We start from the raw sequence: 16,885 nt of genomic DNA, 5'->3' as shown, positions 1-16,885 counted from the left end.
GTCGCCGTTCACGGGACGAGAGGTGTTCATGAGCGACGATCAGCAGCCGCCTCCGGACTGGGTCGCCCCAGGGTCCGACCCGGGCTCGCAGGCGACCCCGCCGCCCGGCCCCCCGCCGCCCGGTCCGCCGCCCCCGGCCGCGCCGCAGTGGCCGCCGCCGGCCCCCACCCAGCCCGGAGTCTGGGGTCCGCCGGCCCCGCCGGCGGCGAAGCGGCCGATCGGCCTGATCATCGGTGCGGCCGTCGCGGTGGCGGTGCTGGCCATCGGCGGCGCGATCGTCGGCGCCGTGGCCCTGTCCGGCGACGAGTCGGCGCCGCGGGCGACCCAGAGCGCGGAGGCACCGGCCGCGAACGGCCAGACTTCGGCCGCCCCGGTGCCCGAGACTCCGACGGCCTCGACGCCCTCCTCGCCTCCGCCCGCGCGCTCACTGAGCCTTCCCAAGTCGGTGGCCGGTTTCGACCGGCAGACCGGGAACGTGGCACGCCGCGTCATCGGCGAGATGCGCAAGGCGATGGCGAACAGCGATCCCATGTTCAAGGCCAATGGGGACAAGATGAAGACCGGGCTCTACGCGAAGGACGGCGAGCAGGTCATCTTCATGGGCTTCTCCTACACCGAGATGTTCGGGCAGGGCCTGCCTCCGGATGAGTCGCCGTCCACCGCGGTCGACACCATGTTCGTCGGCATGGGCGTCCCCGATACCAAGGACTACCCCGAGGGCCGGCTCGGGGGTGAGCTGCGATGCGGTCAAGCCAAGTCACAGGGGATCTCCATGCAGGTCTGCGCCTGGGCGGACGCCTCGGTGCTGGGCATCGTCATCGGGCCCACCACCCCGCAGAAGGAGCTGTCGTCGGTCACGCTGAAGTTCCGCGAGGCCGCGGAGCGCTGACCGCCGGGTGCCGCATGCATCTGGGAACGTTCCGGTTCAATCCAGGCCGCTCCCGGCCGCAGCGCTGGTCGACCGCCCCGGCCGGATGGACGATTTGTCCTGACTGATCCTGTTCATCGAGGACAAGGGGGCCGGTCAATGAGGCGCTATGTGACCGAGTTCATCGGGACGTTCTTCCTGGTCTTCACGGTGGGGTGCACCGTGCTGGCCAAGTCGCCGCTGGCACCGCTGGCCATCGGGGCGGTGCTCATGGTGATGGTGTACGCGGGCGGCCACATCTCGGGGGCCCACTACAACCCGGCCGTCACCCTGGGGGTGCTGGTCCGCGGCAAGATCGAGCCGATCGAGGCCGCCTTCTACTGGGCCGCCCAGCTGGTGGCGGCGGTGCTGGCCGCCGTCCTGGCCGACTACGTGGTCGACCCGCCGGCGGTGTCCGCGCTGTCGCCGTCGGGCCGGGACCTCGGCGCCGCGCTGGTCGCCGAGGCGCTCTTCACCTTCGCGCTGGTGTACGTGGTCCTCAACGTGGCCACGAGCCGGGACCACCCGGACAACTCCTTCTACGGGCTGGCCATCGGGTTCACCGTGGCGGCCGGGGCGTTCGCCGTCGGCGGCGTCTCGGGCGCGGCGTTCAACCCGGCGGTGGCGCTCGGCGCGTCGGTCATGGACCTGTTCGCCTGGTCGAAGATCTGGCTCTGGCTGGTCGCCGACCTGGCGGGCGGCGCCGCCGCCGGAGCCGCGTTCCTGACACTGAACCCCGACGACCGGGTCGCCGCAACACCAGCCGAGCACGCCCCAGCGCGGAGCTGAGCCACGGCGCGGAGCTGAGCCACGGCGCGAGGCTGAGCCGCGGCGCGGGCCCGAGCCCCGGCGCGAGGTTGAACCCCGGCGCGGGCGTGAGCGCCCCGGCGCGAAGTTGAGCCCGGCGCGAAGCCGAGCGGCCCGGCACGGGGCTGAGCGGCCCGGCACGGGGCTGAGCGGCCCGGCACGGGGCTGAGGGCGGCCGAGGCCCGCCAGGACGGCGCGCCCGTCCTGGCGGGCCCGGGGCTCAGGCGCCGACCTCGGCGCGGTCGCCGCCCCAGAGGGTGTGGAACGAACCGTCGCGGTCGGTGCGGCGGTAGGTGTGGGCGCCGAAGAAGTCGCGCTGGCCCTGGGTGAGCGCGGCGGGCAGCCGGTCGGCGCGCAGCGAGTCGTAGTAGGCGAGCGCGGCGGAGAAGCCGGGCGTCGGGATGCCCAGCCGCACGCCGGTGGTGATCACGTCGCGCCAGGCGTCCTGCGCCGCGCCGACGGCGTCGGCGAAGTGCTCGGCCTTGAGGAGGGTCGGCAGGGCCGGGTCGGCGTCGTAGGCCTCGCGGATCTTGTCGAGGAAGCGGGCGCGGATGATGCAGCCGCCGCGCCAGATCGTGGCCATGGCGCCGGGGTCGATGCCCCAGCCGTACTCGGCGCTGCCCGCCTGGATCTCGTGGAAGCCCTGCGCGTACGCGACGATCTTGGAGGCGTAGAGGGCCTGCTCCACCGCGTCGGCGAAGCCCGGCTCCTCGACCTTGGCGCGGGCCGGGCCGGGGAGGTTCCGGGACGCCTCCCGCAGGTCGGCGTGGCCGGAGACGGCGCGGGCGAAGACGGCCTCGGCGATGCCGCCCACCGGGACGCCCAGGTCGAGGGCCGTCTGCACGGTCCAGCGGCCGGTGCCCTTCTGCTCGGCCTGGTCGAGGACGACGTCCACGAACGGCTCGCCGGTGGCGGCGTCGGTGTGCGCGAGCACCTCGGCGGTGATCTCGATGAGGTACGACTCCAGCCGGCCGGTGTTCCAGGTGCGGAAGACCTCGGCGATCTCGGCCGGGGCGAGCCCGGCGGCGTGCCGGAGCAGGTCGTAGGCCTCGGCGATGAGCTGCATGTCGGCGTACTCGATGCCGTTGTGCACCATCTTCACGAAGTGCCCGGCGCCGTCCGGGCCGACATGAGCAGCACAGGGCACACCGTCGACCTTGGCCGAGATGTCTTCGAGGAGTGGCCCGAGCGCCTCGTACGACTCGGCCGAGCCGCCCGGCATGATGCTCGGGCCGTTCAGCGCGCCCTCCTCGCCGCCGGAGATGCCGGCGCCGACGAAGTGGATGCCTCGCTCGCGCAGCGCCGCCTCACGGCGGCGCGTGTCGGCGAAGTGCGCGTTGCCGCCGTCCACGATCATGTCGCCCGGCTCCAGCAGCGGCGCGAACTCGTCGATCACCGCGTCCGTCGGCTTGCCCGCCTTGACCATGATGACCAGCCGGCGGGGCCGCTCCAGCGCGGCGACGAACTCCTCGGCGGTCTCGGCGGGGACGAACGTGCCCTCGTGGCCGAACTCCTCCACGAGCGCCTTGGTCTTGGTCGAGGTGCGGTTGTGCACCGCCACCGGATGCCCGTGCCGGGCCAGGTTCCGTGCCAGGTTGCGGCCCATGACCGCGAGTCCGGTGACACCGATGCGCGCCTGCTGTGCCATGGCGATGTTCCCTCTCCGTTGTGGCTCCCACGCCGTACCCCAACGTACGCGCGCCGCGGGGCCGCCGTTCGACCGGGCCCGAAATTGATCAACCCCCGTGCATGGCCTTGTCTTCCCTGGGGACAAGTCAAACGGTGGGGCGGAAATCTGAACGCGGAGGGAACGGCGTGCTGGGACTGCCGGAGCAGGTCGAGGCCTGCCTGTTCGACCTGGACGGAGTGCTCACCCGGACGGCCTCGGTGCACGCGGCCGCCTGGAAGGAGATGTTCGACGACTTCCTGCGCGGACGTGCCGCCTCGACAGGCGAGCCGTTCGTACCGTTCGACCCCGTCAAGGACTACGGCGCGTACGTGGACGGCAAGCGCCGCGAGGACGGCACGCGCTCGTTCCTTGAGGCGCGGGGCGTCACGCTTCCCGAGGGAACGCCGGACGACCCGCCCGAGGCCGACACCGTCCACGGCCTCGGACGGCGCAAGAACGCGCTCGTGCTGAAGCTGATCGAGGAGCAGGGCGTCGAGGTGTTCGAGGGCTCGATCGACTACGTGCGGGCCGTGCGCGACGCGGGCCTGCGCGCCGCCGTCGTCTCGTCCAGCGCCAACACCGTCCAGGTGCTGAAGTCCGTCGGGATCACCGACCTGTTCGACGCCCGCGTCGACGGCGTCGTCGCGCAGGAACGCAACCTGCCGGGCAAGCCGGCGCCCGACATGTTCCTGGCGGGCGCGGAGGCGGTGGGCGTCCCGGCGGACCGGGCGGCCGTGTTCGAGGACGCGCTGGCCGGCGTCGAGGCGGGCCGCGCCGGCCACTTCGCCGTGGTGGTCGGGGTCGACCGGGTCGGGCCCGACCACGCGGCGGCCCTGGCCGAGCACGGCGCGGACATCGTCGTTTCGGACCTGTCCGAACTGCTGGAATCCGGCACGTCCGAGGGGGGCCGATGAGCGACCGAAACGAGGCGGACATCCCGGCCACCGACCGGCCGGTCTTCACGGTCGAGCCGTGGTGCGTGCGGGAGCCCGAGCTGAGACTCGACCGACTCGCGCAGACGGAGTCGGTCTTCGCCCTGTCCAACGGCCACGTCGGGCTGCGCGGCAACCTCGACGAAGGCGAGCCGCACGGCCTCCCCGGCAGTTACCTCAACTCGTTCTTCGAGCAGCGGCCCCTGCCCTATGCGGAGGCGGGCTACGGCTTCCCCGACTCCGGCCAGACCGTCATCAACGTCACCAATGGCAAGCTCATCCGGCTCCTCGTCGACGACGAGCCGTTCGACGTGCGCTACGGCCGCCTGCGCTCGCACGAGCGCAATCTCGACATGCGCGCCGGGACCCTCACCCGCACCGTCGAGTGGACCTCCCCCGCCGACCGGACCGTCCGCATCAGCTCGGTGCGGATGGTCTCGCTCACGCAGCGGGCGGTCGCGGCGATCTGCTACGAGGTCGAGCCCGTCGGCCACGCCGTCCGCATCGTGGTCCAGTCGGAGCTGGTCGCCAACGAGTCGCTGCCCGACATGGGCAAGGACCCCCGCGTGGCGGCGGCGCTGGAGTCGCCGCTGGTGAGCGAGGAGCACCAGACCAACGGCACCAAGGCGATCCTCGTGCACCGGACCCGGACCAGCGGGCTGCGGATGGCCGCCGGGATGGCCCACCACATCCAGGGGCCCGACCGGATCGCGGTCGACTGCGAGAGCTTCCCCGACGTCGGCCGCATGACGATCGCGACGCGGCTGGAGCCCGGCGAGCGGCTGCGGATCGTCAAGTTCCTGGCGTACGGGTGGTCCAGCCAGCGGTCCCGGCCGGCGCTGCACGACCAGGTGGTCGCGGCGCTCGCGGGCGCCCGGCACGCCGGCTGGGACGGGCTGCTGGCCGAGCAGCGCGCCTACCTCGACGAGTTCTGGCGCGGCGCGGACGTCGAGGTCGACGGCGACGCCGAGGTGCAGCAGGCGGTGCGGTTCGCGCTGTTCCACATCCTGCAGGCCGGCGCGCGCGCCGAACGCCGGATGATCCCGGCGAAGGGCCTGACCGGGCCCGGATACGACGGGCACACGTTCTGGGACACCGAGACGTTCGTGCTGCCGGTGCTCACCTACACCCATCCGTCCGCCGCCGCCGACGCGCTGGCCTGGCGGCACATGACGCTGCCGCTGGCGCGCGAGCACGCCGAGAAGCTCGGCCTGGCGGGCGCCGCGTTCCCCTGGCGGACGATCCGGGGCCAGGAGTGCTCGGGCTACTGGCCCGCGGGCACCGCCGCCTTCCACATCAACGCCGACATCGCCGACGCCGTGGTCCGGTACGTGGACGCCACGCAGGACGAGGCGTTCGAACGCGAGGTCGGCCTGGAGCTGCTGGTGGAGACCGCGCGGCTCTGGCGGCGCCTCGGCCACCACGACGTGGAGGGCGTGTTCCGGATCGACGGCGTCACCGGCCCGGACGAGTACAGCGCGGTCGTCGACAACAACGTCTACACCAACCTCATGGCCCGCCGTAACCTGCGGGAGGCGGCGGCGATGGCGATGCGCCATCCCGACCTCGCCGAAGAGCTCGGGGTGTCGACCGAGGAGGCGGCGTCCTGGCGGGACGCGGCGGGGTCCATGCTGATCCCGTTCGACGAGCGCCTGGACGTGCACCCCCAGAGCGAGGGCTTCACCAACCACGCCCGCTGGGACTTCGCCGGCACCGCGCCCGAGCACTACCCGCTGCTGCTCAACTACCCCTACTTCGATCTCTACCGCAAGCAGGTCATCAAGCAGGCCGACCTGGTGCTGGCGATGCACCTGTGCAGCGACGCGTTCACCGTCGAGGAGAAGGCCCGCAACTTCGCCTACTACGAGGCGCTGACCGTGCGCGACTCCTCACTGTCGGCCCAGACGCAGGCGGTCATCGCGGCCGAGGTCGGGCATCTGGACCTCGCGCACGACTACCTGGCCGAGACCGCGCTCATGGACCTGCACGACCTCGCGCGCAACACCCGCGACGGCCTGCACGTCGCCTCGATGGCGGGGGCCTGGAGCGGGCTGGTCGCCGGGTTCGGCGGGATGCGCGCCTGCGCGGGCGAGCTGCGCTTCGCGCCCCGGCTGCCCGGCGGGATCAGCCGGCTGGCGTTCCGGCTGCGGTACCGGGGCAGCCGTCTGCGCGTGACGGTGAGCGCGACCACCGCCTCGTACGAGCTGCTCGAAGGCCCCGAGCTCCCCCTGGTCCACCACGGCGAGCACTTCACGCTCGGCGAGAAGCCCGTCGAGCTGGACGTGCCGACGACGCCGACGCCGCCCCGTCCCACCCAGCCGCACGGCCGCGAGCCCCATCCCCGCCGCACCGACCCCTCCTCGTTCCAGGGCCCACGCCACTAAGACTTCGCTAGCAGCAGGGCCCGCCGTCACCGGCGGAACCAGCGTTGGCATCGGAGGTGCGGTCGCAGGCGCCGCCCTGGTGGCGGTCCTGCGTGACATCGCCGTTGCCGCCGGCGGGCCGGGCCCGGTCGGAGGCGTCGGAGTGCCGGACGAGCAGGCGGCGCGGCCCGGGGCCCTCGTCGCCGAGCTGGTCGTACGGGTTGGCCAGGGCGCACTTCTTGATCGACAGGCATCCGCAGCCGATGCACTCGGTGAGGCTGTCGCGAAGGTTCAGCAGCTGGGTGATGCGCTCGTCGAGCTCCTCGCGCCAGGTCTCCGACAGCCGCGCCCAGTCGTCGACGGTCGGGGTCCGCTCCTCGGGGAGCGTCGCCAGGGCCTCCTTGATCTGGCTCAGCGGGATGCCGACCCGCTGCGAGACCCGGATGAACGAGACCCTGCGCAGCGTGTCGCGGGAGAACCGGCGCTGGTTGCCGGCCGTCCGGCGGCTGCTGATCAGCCCTTTGGACTCGTAGAAGTGCAGCGCCGAGACGGCGACACCGCTCCGTTCGGCCAGCTGGCCGACGGTCAGCTCGTGCACCCTGTGTTCCAGCCGCGTCATGCCGTGCATGGTATTCGGCCGAGGCGCCCGGTTGATCGCGGCACGCACCCTCAGGCCCGTCCTCGGACGCGCGCTCTTAGAGGGGTGCCGCCGACGCGCCGCCGCCCGCGGCCATCCCGCCGCGCCGCTCGACCTCGCGGGCCAGCCTGCGGAGCCGGAACGCCGCACCGATCATGAAGGCGCCGAACAGGATCGAGAAGAAGCCGATCATCCAGACCACCGCGAGCGCGCCCGAGACGGGCCAGCCGAACAGCAGCACGCCGAACAGCACCGACACGGCGCCGGTGAGCATGTACAGCCACTCGTTCTCGATCCGGTCGCGCAGGCTGAACGCGGTGAAGATCTCGAAGACGCCGGTGACGACGGCCCAGGCGGCGATCAGCATCAGCAGCGCGAAGCCGGTGATGGCGGGCCAGGCCATCGCGACGACGCCCAGGACGATCCCGCTGATTCCGGTCAGCGCCAGCCAGCCGCGCGGCTGCCCGGCCCCGCCGCGGACGGCCCCGGCGAGCGCGATCGCCCCGTCCACCAGCGCGTACGCGCCGAACAGGACGACCAGCGCCCAGAGCGTGATGCCCGGCCAGATCCAGGCGACCACGCCGAACAGGACGGCGAACGCGCCGCGCAGCGCCAGCACCCACCAGTTGCGGGCCATGAAGTCGAACATCGTTGCCTCCCGCGGATCGACGGCTCCTCGTCCGCCCTTACAGATCGCGGGGCCGTATTCCACTGGTAGCCCCAAGTGGCCACCGCGAACACCAAGGCCGCCCCCCAGTTGGGCAAAGTCACCTTTTTCGGAGACCTCCCGGACACACCGAAGGGACCGCGCCCGGCCGGCGCGGCCCCTTCGATCTCCTCAGCTCCTGCGAACTAGCCGAGGCGGTTGACCAGCGCGTTGTACTCGTCCCACAGCTCCTTGGGCAGGTGGTCGCCGAAGGTCTCGAAGTGGTCGGGGACCAGGGCGGCCTCCTCCTTCCAGATCTCGTTGTCGACCGACAGCAGCGTGTCGAGGTCGGCCTCGTCGATCGTCAGCCCGTCGGTGTCGAGGGCCTCCTTGGTCGGCAGGTGCCCGATCGCGGTCTTGACCGCGTCGGCCTGGCCGTTGAGGCGCTCGACGATCCACTTGAGCACGCGGCTGTTCTCGCCGAAGCCCGGCCAGATGAACTTGCCGTCCGCGTTCTTGCGGAACCAGTTGACGTAGTAGATCCGGGGCAGCTTCTCGGCGTCCGTGGACTTGCCGATCTTCAGCCAGTGGCCGAAGTAGTCGCCCATGTTGTAGCCGCAGAACGGCAGCATCGCGAAGGGGTCGCGGCGCAGCTCGCCGACCTTGCCCTCGGCCGCGGCGGTCTTCTCCGACGCCACGTTGGCGCCGAGGAAGACGCCCTGCTGCCAGTCGAACGACTCGGTGACCAGCGGCACCGCGGTGGCGCGGCGGCCGCCGAACAGGATCGCCGAGATCGGCACGCCCTTGGGGTCCTCCCACTCCGGCGCGATGATCGGGCACTGCCCGGCCGGGGTGGTGAAGCGGGCGTTGGGGTGGGCCGCCGGGGTCTGCGACTCCGGCGTCCAGTCGTTGCCCTTCCAGTCGGTGAGGTGGGCGGGCGGCTCGTCGGTGAGGCCCTCCCACCAGATGTCGCCGTCGTCGGTGAGGGCGACGTTGGTGAAGATGCTGTTGCCCCACAGCGTCTTCACGGCGTTGGCGTTGGTGGAATCGCCGGTGCCCGGCGCCACGCCGAAGAAGCCGGCCTCGGGGTTGATCGCGTAGAGGCGGCCGTCCTCGCCGAACCGCATCCAGGCGATGTCGTCGCCGATGGTCTCGACCTTCCAGCCCGGGATGGTCGGCTGGAGCATGGCGAGGTTGGTCTTGCCGCAGGCCGACGGGAACGCGGCGGCCACGTAGCGGGTCTCGCCGGTGGGCGGGGTGAGCTTGAGGACGAGCATGTGCTCGGCCATCCAGCCCTCGTCCCGCGCCATCGTCGAGGCGATGCGCAGCGCGTAGCACTTCTTGCCCAGCAGGGCGTTGCCGCCGTAGCCGGACCCGTAGGACCAGATCTCGCGGGTCTCGGGGAAATGCGAGATGTACTTCTCGGAGTTGCACGGCCACGGCACGTCGGCCTGGCCGGGCTCCAGCGGGGCGCCGACCGAGTGCACCGCCTTGACGAACTGGCCGCGCTCCTCGATGAGGCGCAGCGCGCCCTCGCCCATCCGGGTCATGATCTTCATTGACACCGCGACATAGGGCGAATCGGTGATCTCCACGCCCAGCTGCGAGATGTTGCCGCCGAGCGGGCCCATGCAGAACGGCACCACGTACATGGTGCGGCCCTTCATACAACCTTCGAAGAGTCCGTCGAAGGTCTTGCGCATCTCCGCCGGGGCGATCCAGTTGTTGGTCGGACCGGCGTCCTCTTCCTTTTCGGAGCAGATGAACGTGCGGTCTTCTACTCGCGCGACATCACTGGGATCAGAGGCGGCGTAGAAGCTGTTGGGCCGCTTTTCGGGATTGAGGCGTTTGAAAGTGCCCTGCTCGACGAGGAGGCCGGTCAGGCGCTCCCACTCGGCTTGCGAGCCATCGCACCACTCGACTCGCTCAGGCTGGGTCAGTTCGGCGATCTCCCGCACCCAGTCAATCAGTTCGGCGTGACTGGTCGGGGCCTGGTCGAGGCCGGGGACGACCTGGTTGGACACGGGCAACTCCTTCAGCTGTTCGCAGGATCCCTGCATCATGAACAAGGACCCGCGTTTTTGCCATTTGGTCTGGACCACTCAGTGCCCTCTATTGGGCGATGCATGGCCCTTTTGTGAGGGAAATCACCCGGCGTCTCCCCCGGTTCTCCCCACCGCGCCCCGACCTCGCCATACAGTCGGTCAAGCCGGGTAGACCCGCGTTTCCGTGGCCTTGACGGCGGCCCATACGACGCTGCCCTCGACCAGCCCCAACTCGGCCACGGCCCCGGGTGTCACGTCCGCGGCGGCGGCCAGCGGCGGGCCTTCCAGCCGCACCCGGACGCGGTCGCCCTGCCTTTCGATCGCCTCGACGCGGGCCTGCCAGAGATTGCGCGGGCTGCCGTCCGGACGGCTCCGGTACAGCGCCACCGCTGATGGCGCGAAGGCCAGGAAGACCTGGCCTTCGAGCCGGTCGACTGTATCCAGCTTGATAGCCCCATCATCGATCAGGACGCTTCCGGCGGCGGCATGACCTCGGTAAAGATTCAGTCCGACCAGCCGCGCCACATAGTCCGTCCGGGGATGCCGTGCGATCTCGGCGGGCGGCCCCTCCTGCACCAGCCGCCCGTTCTCCACCACGACCAGCCGGTCGGCGAGGACCATGGCGTCCAGCGGATCGTGGGTCACGAGCACCGCGGCGCCGTCGAATCCGGCCAGATGGCGGCGCAGTGCGGCCCTGATCTCCAGCCGGGTGTGGGCGTCCAGCGCCGACAGCGGCTCGTCGAGCAGCAGCAGCCGGGGCCGCACCGCCAGGGCCCGGGCCAGCGCGACCCGCTGCGCCTGCCCGCCCGACAGCGCCCTGGGCTTGGCGGAGGCGTACTCGGCCAGCCCGACGTGCGCGAGCCACTCGGCGGCGCGCTGGTGCGCCTCCCGCTTGCGCGTCCCCTGGCTGCGCGGGCCGAACGCCACGTTCTCCAGGGCACTCAGATGCGGGAACAGCAGGTAGTCCTGGAAAACCATCCCGATCCCGCGCCGTTCAGGCGGCAGCGGGCGCAGGTCCTCGCCGTCCACGCGCAGGTGCCCGCCGTGCAACGGCACCAGGCCCGCCAGAGCGCGGAGCGTCGTCGACTTCCCGGCCCCGTTGGGCCCGAGGAGCGCCACGACCTCGCCCGGCTCCGCCGACAGCTCCAGATCCAGGTCGAACGTCCCGCGCCGGACGACCAGGCGCGCGTCGAGCCCCGCCGCCCCGCTCACGAGCCGCCCATGCTCACGTGGGGTCCCGCGCTCATGAGGCGTTCACCCACCGGTCCCGCAGGGCGGCGAGGACGAGGACGGAGACGGCCAGCAGCACCAGGCTGAGGACGATCGCGGCCTGGGGATCGGTCTCCAGGGCCAGGTAGACGGCCAGCGGCATGGTCTGGGTGCGGCCCGGGAAGTTGCCCGCGAACGTGATCGTCGCCCCGAACTCGCCCAGCGCCCGCGCCCAGCAGAGGATCGCTCCAGCCGCGATGCCCGGCGCCACCAGCGGCAGCGTGACCCGGCGGAAGATCGTCCAGCGGGTGGCGCCCAGCGTGGCGGCCGCCTCCTCGTAGCGGAGGTCGGCCGCCCGCAGGGCCCCCTCGACGCTGATCACCAGGAACGGCATGGCCACGAACGTCTCGGCGAGCACGACCCCCGCCGTCGTGAACGGCAGCGAGATCCCGAACGTGTCGTACAGCCAGCCGCCGACCAGGCCGCGGCGGCCCAGCACCAGCAGCAGCGCCACACCGCCCACCACCGGCGGCAGCACGAGCGGCACCGTCACCAGCGCCCGCACCAGCCGCGACCCGGGAAAAGGCACCCGCGCCAGGAGCCAGGCGAGCGGCACCCCCAGCAGCAGGCACAGGCCGGTGGCGAGAGTCGCGGTCACCAGCGAGAGCCGCAGGGCCTCCAGAACCTGTGGCTCCCCCAGGCGGGTGCCGATCGTCGACCAGGGCGCGCGGATCAGCAGCCCCGCCAAAGGCAGGACCAGGAAGGCGAGCCCCACCAGAGCCGGAAGGACCAGCATCCACGGTGGACGCCCCGGAAGCTTGTCGGCCTCCCGGCCCGGCTTGGCGCCGGGCTCGGCCCGCCGCCCGGTACCCGGCCCGGCGCCGCTCAGCATGCGGTGCTCACCATGCGATCAGCTGGGACTCGCGGGCTCGAACCCGGCCCGCGTCAGGACCGCCTGCCCCTGCGCGGACAGCACGAGCTGGACGAGCTCCTTGGCCAGCGCGGACTGCGGAGCCTTGGGCAGGGCCACGATCGGATAGTCGTTGATCGCCTTGGCCGACTCGGGGAACTCGATCCCCCGCACCTGCCCGGCGGCGGCCTTGGCGTCGGTGCGGTAGACCAGGCCGGCGTCGGCCTCGCCGAGCCGCACCTTGGTCAGCACGGCCTTGACGTCCTGCTCCTGCGAGGCGGCCTTCACCCGCACCCCGGCCGCCGCGAAGGCCTTGACCGCGGCGGCACCGCAGGGCACCTGCTCCGCGCAGACCACGACCTTCAGCTTCGGCGCCGCCAGGTCGGCGAGCTTGGTCACCGTGCCCGGGGCCTTCGCGGGCACGGCGATCACCAGCCGGTTCCTGGCGAACACCTGGGAGCTCGCGCTGACCTGCTTCATGGTGGCGGGACTGGCGGACGCGAAGACGTCGGCCGGGGCGCCCTGCCCGATCTGCTGCGCCAGCCCCGAGCTGCCGCCGAAGTTGAACCGGACCTTCACCCCCTGGTGCGAGGCCTCGAACGTCTTGCCGAGCGAGGTGAACGACTCGGTCAGGGACGCGGCCGCGAACACCGTCACGGTCTTCCCGCCGCCCGAAGACCCGCCGCCGTCTCCGGTGTCTCCACAGCCTGCGATCAGCAGCATCAACCCGGCGGCGATGGCGACGCGCTTCATGGACGGCTCCCAGGGGATCGGTCGGCGAGCTCGACGACGACGTTGGTGGACTTCACGACGGCCTCGGCGATGACCCCGACCTCGAGCCCGAGCTCGTCGGCCGCCTCCCGGCTCATGAGCGAGACGACCCGGAACGGCCCGGCCTGGATCTCCACCTGGGCCATGACGCCGTCACGGAGGACGTCGGTGACGATGCCGCGCATCCGGTTGCGGGCGGACGAGGCGCGGTGCTCCCCGGGTTCGTTCTGGAAGGCCTGGGATCGCGCGAAGGCGGCCAGCTCGGGGCCGGGCACGAGCCGGTGCCCGTGCTCGTCGCGGACGGCCGCCAGGCGCCCGCCGTCCACCCAGCGGCGGACGGTGTCGGCGCTGACGCCGAGCAGCGTCGCCGCCTCACTGATCCGGAACGTCGTCACACGCAAAGACTACACATCGCACATGCCAGGCACATCCGGCAGATACCCCAGAAGATACGAGCCAGAAAGGCAGCAGGCCCTGGCAAATGTTCCACACCGGCCAGGCTCGCCGGGCGGTGCCGCCGCGCGGGGCACGCCCCCGCCCGTGGCGGAGCGGGCCTGCGCACGTAGTTCGGCCGCAGGTCGGAATCGTCGTACAGCCGATGGAACACCGGGGTCGCCGACCCCGAGATGGGCGGCACGATCCAGCTCCAGTCGGCCGGGCACGTCCGCCCGGCCGCCTCCTCCTTCGCCAGATGGGCGAGGAACCGCCGCGACTCGGTGTGGTGGTCGGTGATGGTCACCCCCGCCTCGCGGAAGGAGTGCAGGACGGCGACGTTCAGCTCCACGAGCGCCCGGTCGCGCCACAGCGTCGTCTCGTCCGAGGTGTCCAGGCCGAGCCGCCCGGCCACCTCGGGCAGCAGGTCGTAGCGGCTCTCGTCGCCGAGGTCGCGCGCGCCGATCTCGGTGCCCATGTACCAGCCGTTGAAGGGCGCGGCCGGATAGGTGATGCCGCCGATCTCCAGTTCCATGTCCGAGACGGCCGGGACGGCGTGCCAGCGGAGCCCCAATCCGGCGAACCAGCCGAATTCGGGATGCGTGAGCCCGACCTCCAGCACGGCCTCGGGCGGCACGTCGAAGAAGCCGATCGGCTCGCCGGGCGCCTCGATCACCAGGGGCAGCACGTCGAACGGCGTGCCGCGCCCGCCCTTCCAGCCGAGCGCGCGGGCGGTCCGGGTCAGCGCCACGTTCTGCGGGTCGCCCATGACGGTCAGGTCGTGCCGGTGGTATCCGGCATACCGGATCAGCTGGTCGTTGCGGATGCGCGGCCCGGGTTCGCCGGGCCTGTCGGGCGCGAAGACCGTCACGATCGGCCGGATCCGCCCGCCGGCGGTCGCCTCCTTGAGGTGCTCGAAGCACTCGGACGCGACGGTGCGGGCGGCGCGCACGTCGCGCCGGTCACGGACCCGCAGGCTGCGCCAGTAGAGGCGGCCGATGCAGCGGCTGCTGTTGCGCCAGGCGACCCGCGCGCCGAAGGCGAGCTCCGCCTCGGTGTGCCGGTACGTCCCGGTGCGATGGATCTCCGTCCGGACCCGCCTCAGCCGCGCCGCCAGGCTGCCCGCCGATGGGTTCTCCGCGTGGAAACCCCGCAGGAACTCCGCGGCGGCGCGTTCGAGCTCCGTGGGTCGAGATCTGAAAAGTCCCATTGATACGTCCGTGACCGTTCGTGAGTAGTTGATCACTCGACGTCACATGATGTCACGACGAACCAGGACCGGCCGGGCTTAGCGGGGATTCCTTAGACCTCGGCACTGTCCGTCAAGACCTGGGCGATCATGCCGAGCGTCCCCCAGTCGACCAGCCGCTCCCGCAGGATCTCCCCGAAGGTCGCGATCTCGACGTAGGTGCGCTCGCTGTCGGCCGCCACTCCGCCGGGCCCGGCCGCACGCAGCAGTGCGATCTCCTCGTCGGTGACCTCGGCGGCGAACAGGTGCGCGCGGTGCGCGGACATCGTGGCATTGACCTGGCGGTCGCCGTGCGGCCGCAACCGCCCGGCGGCCAGGCGCAGCCCCGTCTCCTCGGCGACCTCAGCCACCGCGCGCTCCAGCGGATCGGCGGGCCCCGCGCCGCCGGGCAGTTCGTGCACGAACCCGTCGGCGGTGGTCGCGGGGCTCCGGAACTCCCGGACGAGCACCACGAGCGTGTCGTCGAGCGCCGGAGCGGGCTTGTAGAGGACGACGGTGCTGATGTCGGGCCGCGCGATGACGATCTCGTTGCTCTTCACCCGGTCCTCGGCCGCCACGTACACCTGGACGTGCAGCCCCCAGTGCAGGCCCATGCGCCAGTGCACGCGCGCCCCGCGCAGGGAGTTGCCCGCTCCGCGCTGCGCCGCGTACCAGCGCTGGAACGCGCCGGTGCGCCAGATCAGCAGCGGCACCTCACGTTCGCCGTCCGCGCGCGGGTCTCCGGCCCCGATCCGGTCCAGCGCCGCCGCGACCGTCCCGGGCAGGTCCGTCGCCGTCGGAACGCCGAGCTTGACGGCGTAGTGCCGCAGGTACTCGTTCTTGGGCGCGTCCGGAGGGGCGCCGAAGACCGCGCGGCCGCTGTCGTGCCACACGCCCCACTCGACGTTCGTCGTGAACGCGGGCATCGTCGCCAGCTCGCGCGGCACGTAGAAGAGCACCTCGTCGGCGAGATGGAGGCAGCGTTCCTCCCACTCGATCTGGCCGATGTAGTCGCCGTAGACGCCGTGCCGGTGCTCGGGCACGAAGACCACGAGCCGGCCGTCACCGCGCCATCGCTCGCGCAGTTCCGCCAGGGCGGCGGGCCGCCACGACTCCACGTCCGGCGAACGGGGCGTCGGCCCGGCGAGGAACACCGCCGCGTGCCAGCTCCCGGGCGGCTCCTCCTGCGCGTGAACGACGCTGACCTCGTGTCCCACTGTGCCTCCGCTCAGGCGTGCTTGGACCGTCCCCTTCGGGGTAAACGCCACCCAAAACAATCACATAAGCCCGGTCAGGAGGACCGATCATGGCTGGGACGATGCACGTACCGCGCACCCGTGGCGTTCTGAGCGGCACGCTGCTGGTGCTCCTCGGACTATGGGGCGGGCTGCTCCCGTTCGTCGGCCCGTACGCCGACTTCGGCTTCGCCCCCGACGACACCTGGGTCTACGACACCGACCGCCTGCAGCTGAGCATCGCGCCCGCGATCGCCGTGACCCTAGGCGGCCTGATCGTTCTGTTCAGCGCCAACCGCGCGCTCGCCATGTTCGGCGCGTGGATCGCCGTCCTGGGCGGCGCCTGGTTCGCCGTGGGCGGGCTGGTCGCCACACTCTGGGACGTGGAGGGCGTCGGCGCGCCCCTGGGCACCGACGAGGGCCGGCAGGTCGCCGAACAGCTGGCCGGCTTCACCGGGCTCGGCGTCCTCGCGGTGTTCTTCGCCGCCCTGGCCCTCGGCCGCTTCGCCGTGGTCGGGGTGAAGGACGCCAAGCTGAACGACGTCGGCGAAGAACGGACAGGCGACGGCTGGGACAGGACCACCGGCGACCACGACGAGGCTGACCACAAGAAGACGCAGCCCATCGTGCGGAGTTCGTACGGCCGCTACGGACGCGACTCGGCGAACCCCACACCCCCGCCCGCACCGCTGCCGCAGCGCCCGCCGGACACCGCGCCGGAGGACCAGCGGGTCGCGGGCGAGCGGTTCGCGAGCGAACGGGGAGCCGGGCGCCGCTAAGGGCGCGTCCAGCGCCGGCAGCAGACCGAAGGAGCAGGCATCGCTGATCAGCGGTGCCTGCTCCTCATGTTGCGGACGGACTTCTCGGTCTCGTAGCTGCGCTTCTCGTCCACGCGCACATCGTCACGGTCGGTGAACATGGCGACGAACGCGACGAGCAGGCCGACGCCGCCGATCCACGGCTCCCGCCACAGGAAGCTGAGGACCACGCACCCGACCGCCACGGACATGAGCAGCAGAAGCTTCACGTTCGCACTCCCCGACCCGCGCCAGACGTCAGCCAGTTCTCGTTGTGCGGTCAACGAGTAAGAGGGA

Annotated in this window: 15 protein-coding genes and 1 pseudogene; 5 read left to right on the top strand and 11 right to left on the bottom strand. The window is 71.8% G+C overall.

Annotated features, from left to right (window positions below):
- The first annotated feature begins 28 nt into the window (after positions 1–28).
- A complete protein-coding gene (locus tag ACGFNU_RS14055) occupies positions 29–889 on the top strand; it encodes a hypothetical protein (RefSeq protein ID WP_392593378.1) in 861 nt (286 codons plus the stop codon).
- Between the two features lie 138 nt (positions 890–1,027).
- On the top strand, positions 1,028–1,696 hold the full coding sequence (locus ACGFNU_RS14050) for an MIP/aquaporin family protein (protein WP_392593377.1): 669 nt from the start codon (positions 1,028–1,030) through the stop codon (positions 1,694–1,696).
- A gap of 238 nt (positions 1,697–1,934) precedes the next feature.
- Here ACGFNU_RS14050 and gndA read toward each other — a convergent pair whose 3' ends face one another.
- Positions 1,935–3,362, bottom strand: a complete 1,428-nt coding sequence (gene gndA / locus ACGFNU_RS14045) for an NADP-dependent phosphogluconate dehydrogenase (protein WP_392593375.1) — start codon at positions 3,360–3,362, stop codon at positions 1,935–1,937.
- Positions 3,363–3,529: 167 nt separating this feature from the next.
- Here gndA and ACGFNU_RS14040 point away from each other — a divergent pair, with 167 nt between their 5' ends.
- Both ACGFNU_RS14040 and ACGFNU_RS14035 read left to right on the top strand, forming a co-directional pair.
- Positions 3,530–4,297: a beta-phosphoglucomutase family hydrolase gene (locus tag ACGFNU_RS14040; protein WP_392593373.1), complete on the top strand. Its 768-nt coding sequence runs from the start codon at positions 3,530–3,532 to the stop codon at positions 4,295–4,297.
- Positions 4,294–6,699, top strand: coding sequence for a glycoside hydrolase family 65 protein (locus ACGFNU_RS14035; RefSeq protein ID WP_392593371.1), 2,406 nt, complete (start codon positions 4,294–4,296; stop codon positions 6,697–6,699). The genes ACGFNU_RS14040 and ACGFNU_RS14035 overlap by 4 nt, the downstream gene beginning before the upstream one ends.
- 148 nt (positions 6,700–6,847) lie before the next feature.
- Here ACGFNU_RS14035 and soxR read toward each other — a convergent pair.
- The 9 genes and pseudogenes from soxR to ACGFNU_RS13990 all read right to left on the bottom strand — a co-directional run.
- Positions 6,848–7,297 (bottom strand): annotated as a pseudogene (gene soxR, locus ACGFNU_RS14030) (redox-sensitive transcriptional activator SoxR); the annotation flags it as partial.
- 76 nt (positions 7,298–7,373) lie between these two features.
- Positions 7,374–7,964, bottom strand: coding sequence for an HdeD family acid-resistance protein (locus ACGFNU_RS14025; RefSeq protein ID WP_392593369.1), 591 nt, complete (start codon positions 7,962–7,964; stop codon positions 7,374–7,376).
- 203 nt (positions 7,965–8,167) lie between these two features.
- A complete protein-coding gene (locus ACGFNU_RS14020) occupies positions 8,168–9,985 on the bottom strand; it encodes a phosphoenolpyruvate carboxykinase (GTP) (RefSeq protein ID WP_392593367.1) in 1,818 nt (605 codons plus the stop codon).
- Between the two features lie 180 nt (positions 9,986–10,165).
- A complete protein-coding gene (locus ACGFNU_RS14015; protein ID WP_392593366.1) occupies positions 10,166–11,218 on the bottom strand; it encodes an ABC transporter ATP-binding protein in 1,053 nt (350 codons plus the stop codon).
- A 31-nt stretch (positions 11,219–11,249) separates the two neighbouring features.
- The gene (locus tag ACGFNU_RS14010; protein WP_392593364.1) at positions 11,250–12,107 is read right to left on the bottom strand and encodes an ABC transporter permease; all 858 of its coding nucleotides are present in this window, start codon (positions 12,105–12,107) and stop codon (positions 11,250–11,252) included.
- An 18-nt stretch (positions 12,108–12,125) separates the two neighbouring features.
- Positions 12,126–12,878 carry a molybdate ABC transporter substrate-binding protein gene (gene modA, locus ACGFNU_RS14005; protein WP_392593363.1) on the bottom strand — a complete coding sequence of 251 codons (753 nt, stop codon included), beginning with the start codon at positions 12,876–12,878 and terminating at the stop codon, positions 12,126–12,128.
- Positions 12,875–13,291 (bottom strand): molybdopterin-binding protein, encoded by a 417-nt coding sequence (locus tag ACGFNU_RS14000; RefSeq protein ID WP_392593361.1) that lies wholly within the window; start codon positions 13,289–13,291, stop codon positions 12,875–12,877. The genes modA and ACGFNU_RS14000 overlap by 4 nt, the downstream gene beginning before the upstream one ends.
- Positions 13,288–14,538 carry a nitric oxide synthase oxygenase gene (locus tag ACGFNU_RS13995; protein WP_392593359.1) on the bottom strand — a complete coding sequence of 417 codons (1,251 nt, stop codon included), beginning with the start codon at positions 14,536–14,538 and terminating at the stop codon, positions 13,288–13,290. Before ACGFNU_RS13995 ends, ACGFNU_RS14000 begins: the two co-directional genes overlap by 4 nt.
- A gap of 92 nt (positions 14,539–14,630) precedes the next feature.
- Positions 14,631–15,773, bottom strand: a complete 1,143-nt coding sequence (locus ACGFNU_RS13990; protein WP_392593358.1) for a nucleoside 2-deoxyribosyltransferase domain-containing protein — start codon at positions 15,771–15,773, stop codon at positions 14,631–14,633.
- A gap of 89 nt (positions 15,774–15,862) precedes the next feature.
- Here ACGFNU_RS13990 and ACGFNU_RS13985 point away from each other — a divergent pair, with 89 nt between their 5' ends.
- On the top strand, positions 15,863–16,570 hold the full coding sequence (locus ACGFNU_RS13985; RefSeq protein ID WP_392593357.1) for a hypothetical protein: 708 nt from the start codon (positions 15,863–15,865) through the stop codon (positions 16,568–16,570).
- A gap of 47 nt (positions 16,571–16,617) precedes the next feature.
- Here ACGFNU_RS13985 and ACGFNU_RS13980 read toward each other — a convergent pair whose 3' ends face one another.
- Positions 16,618–16,818, bottom strand: coding sequence for a hypothetical protein (locus tag ACGFNU_RS13980; RefSeq protein ID WP_392593355.1), 201 nt, complete (start codon positions 16,816–16,818; stop codon positions 16,618–16,620).
- Positions 16,819–16,885: the final 67 nt, after the last annotated feature.

The organism is Spirillospora sp. NPDC048911 (assembly GCF_043198015.1).
Taxonomy (GTDB): domain Bacteria; phylum Actinomycetota; class Actinomycetes; order Streptosporangiales; family Streptosporangiaceae; genus Spirillospora.
This window is presented reverse-complemented; position numbering and strand designations above follow the sequence as displayed.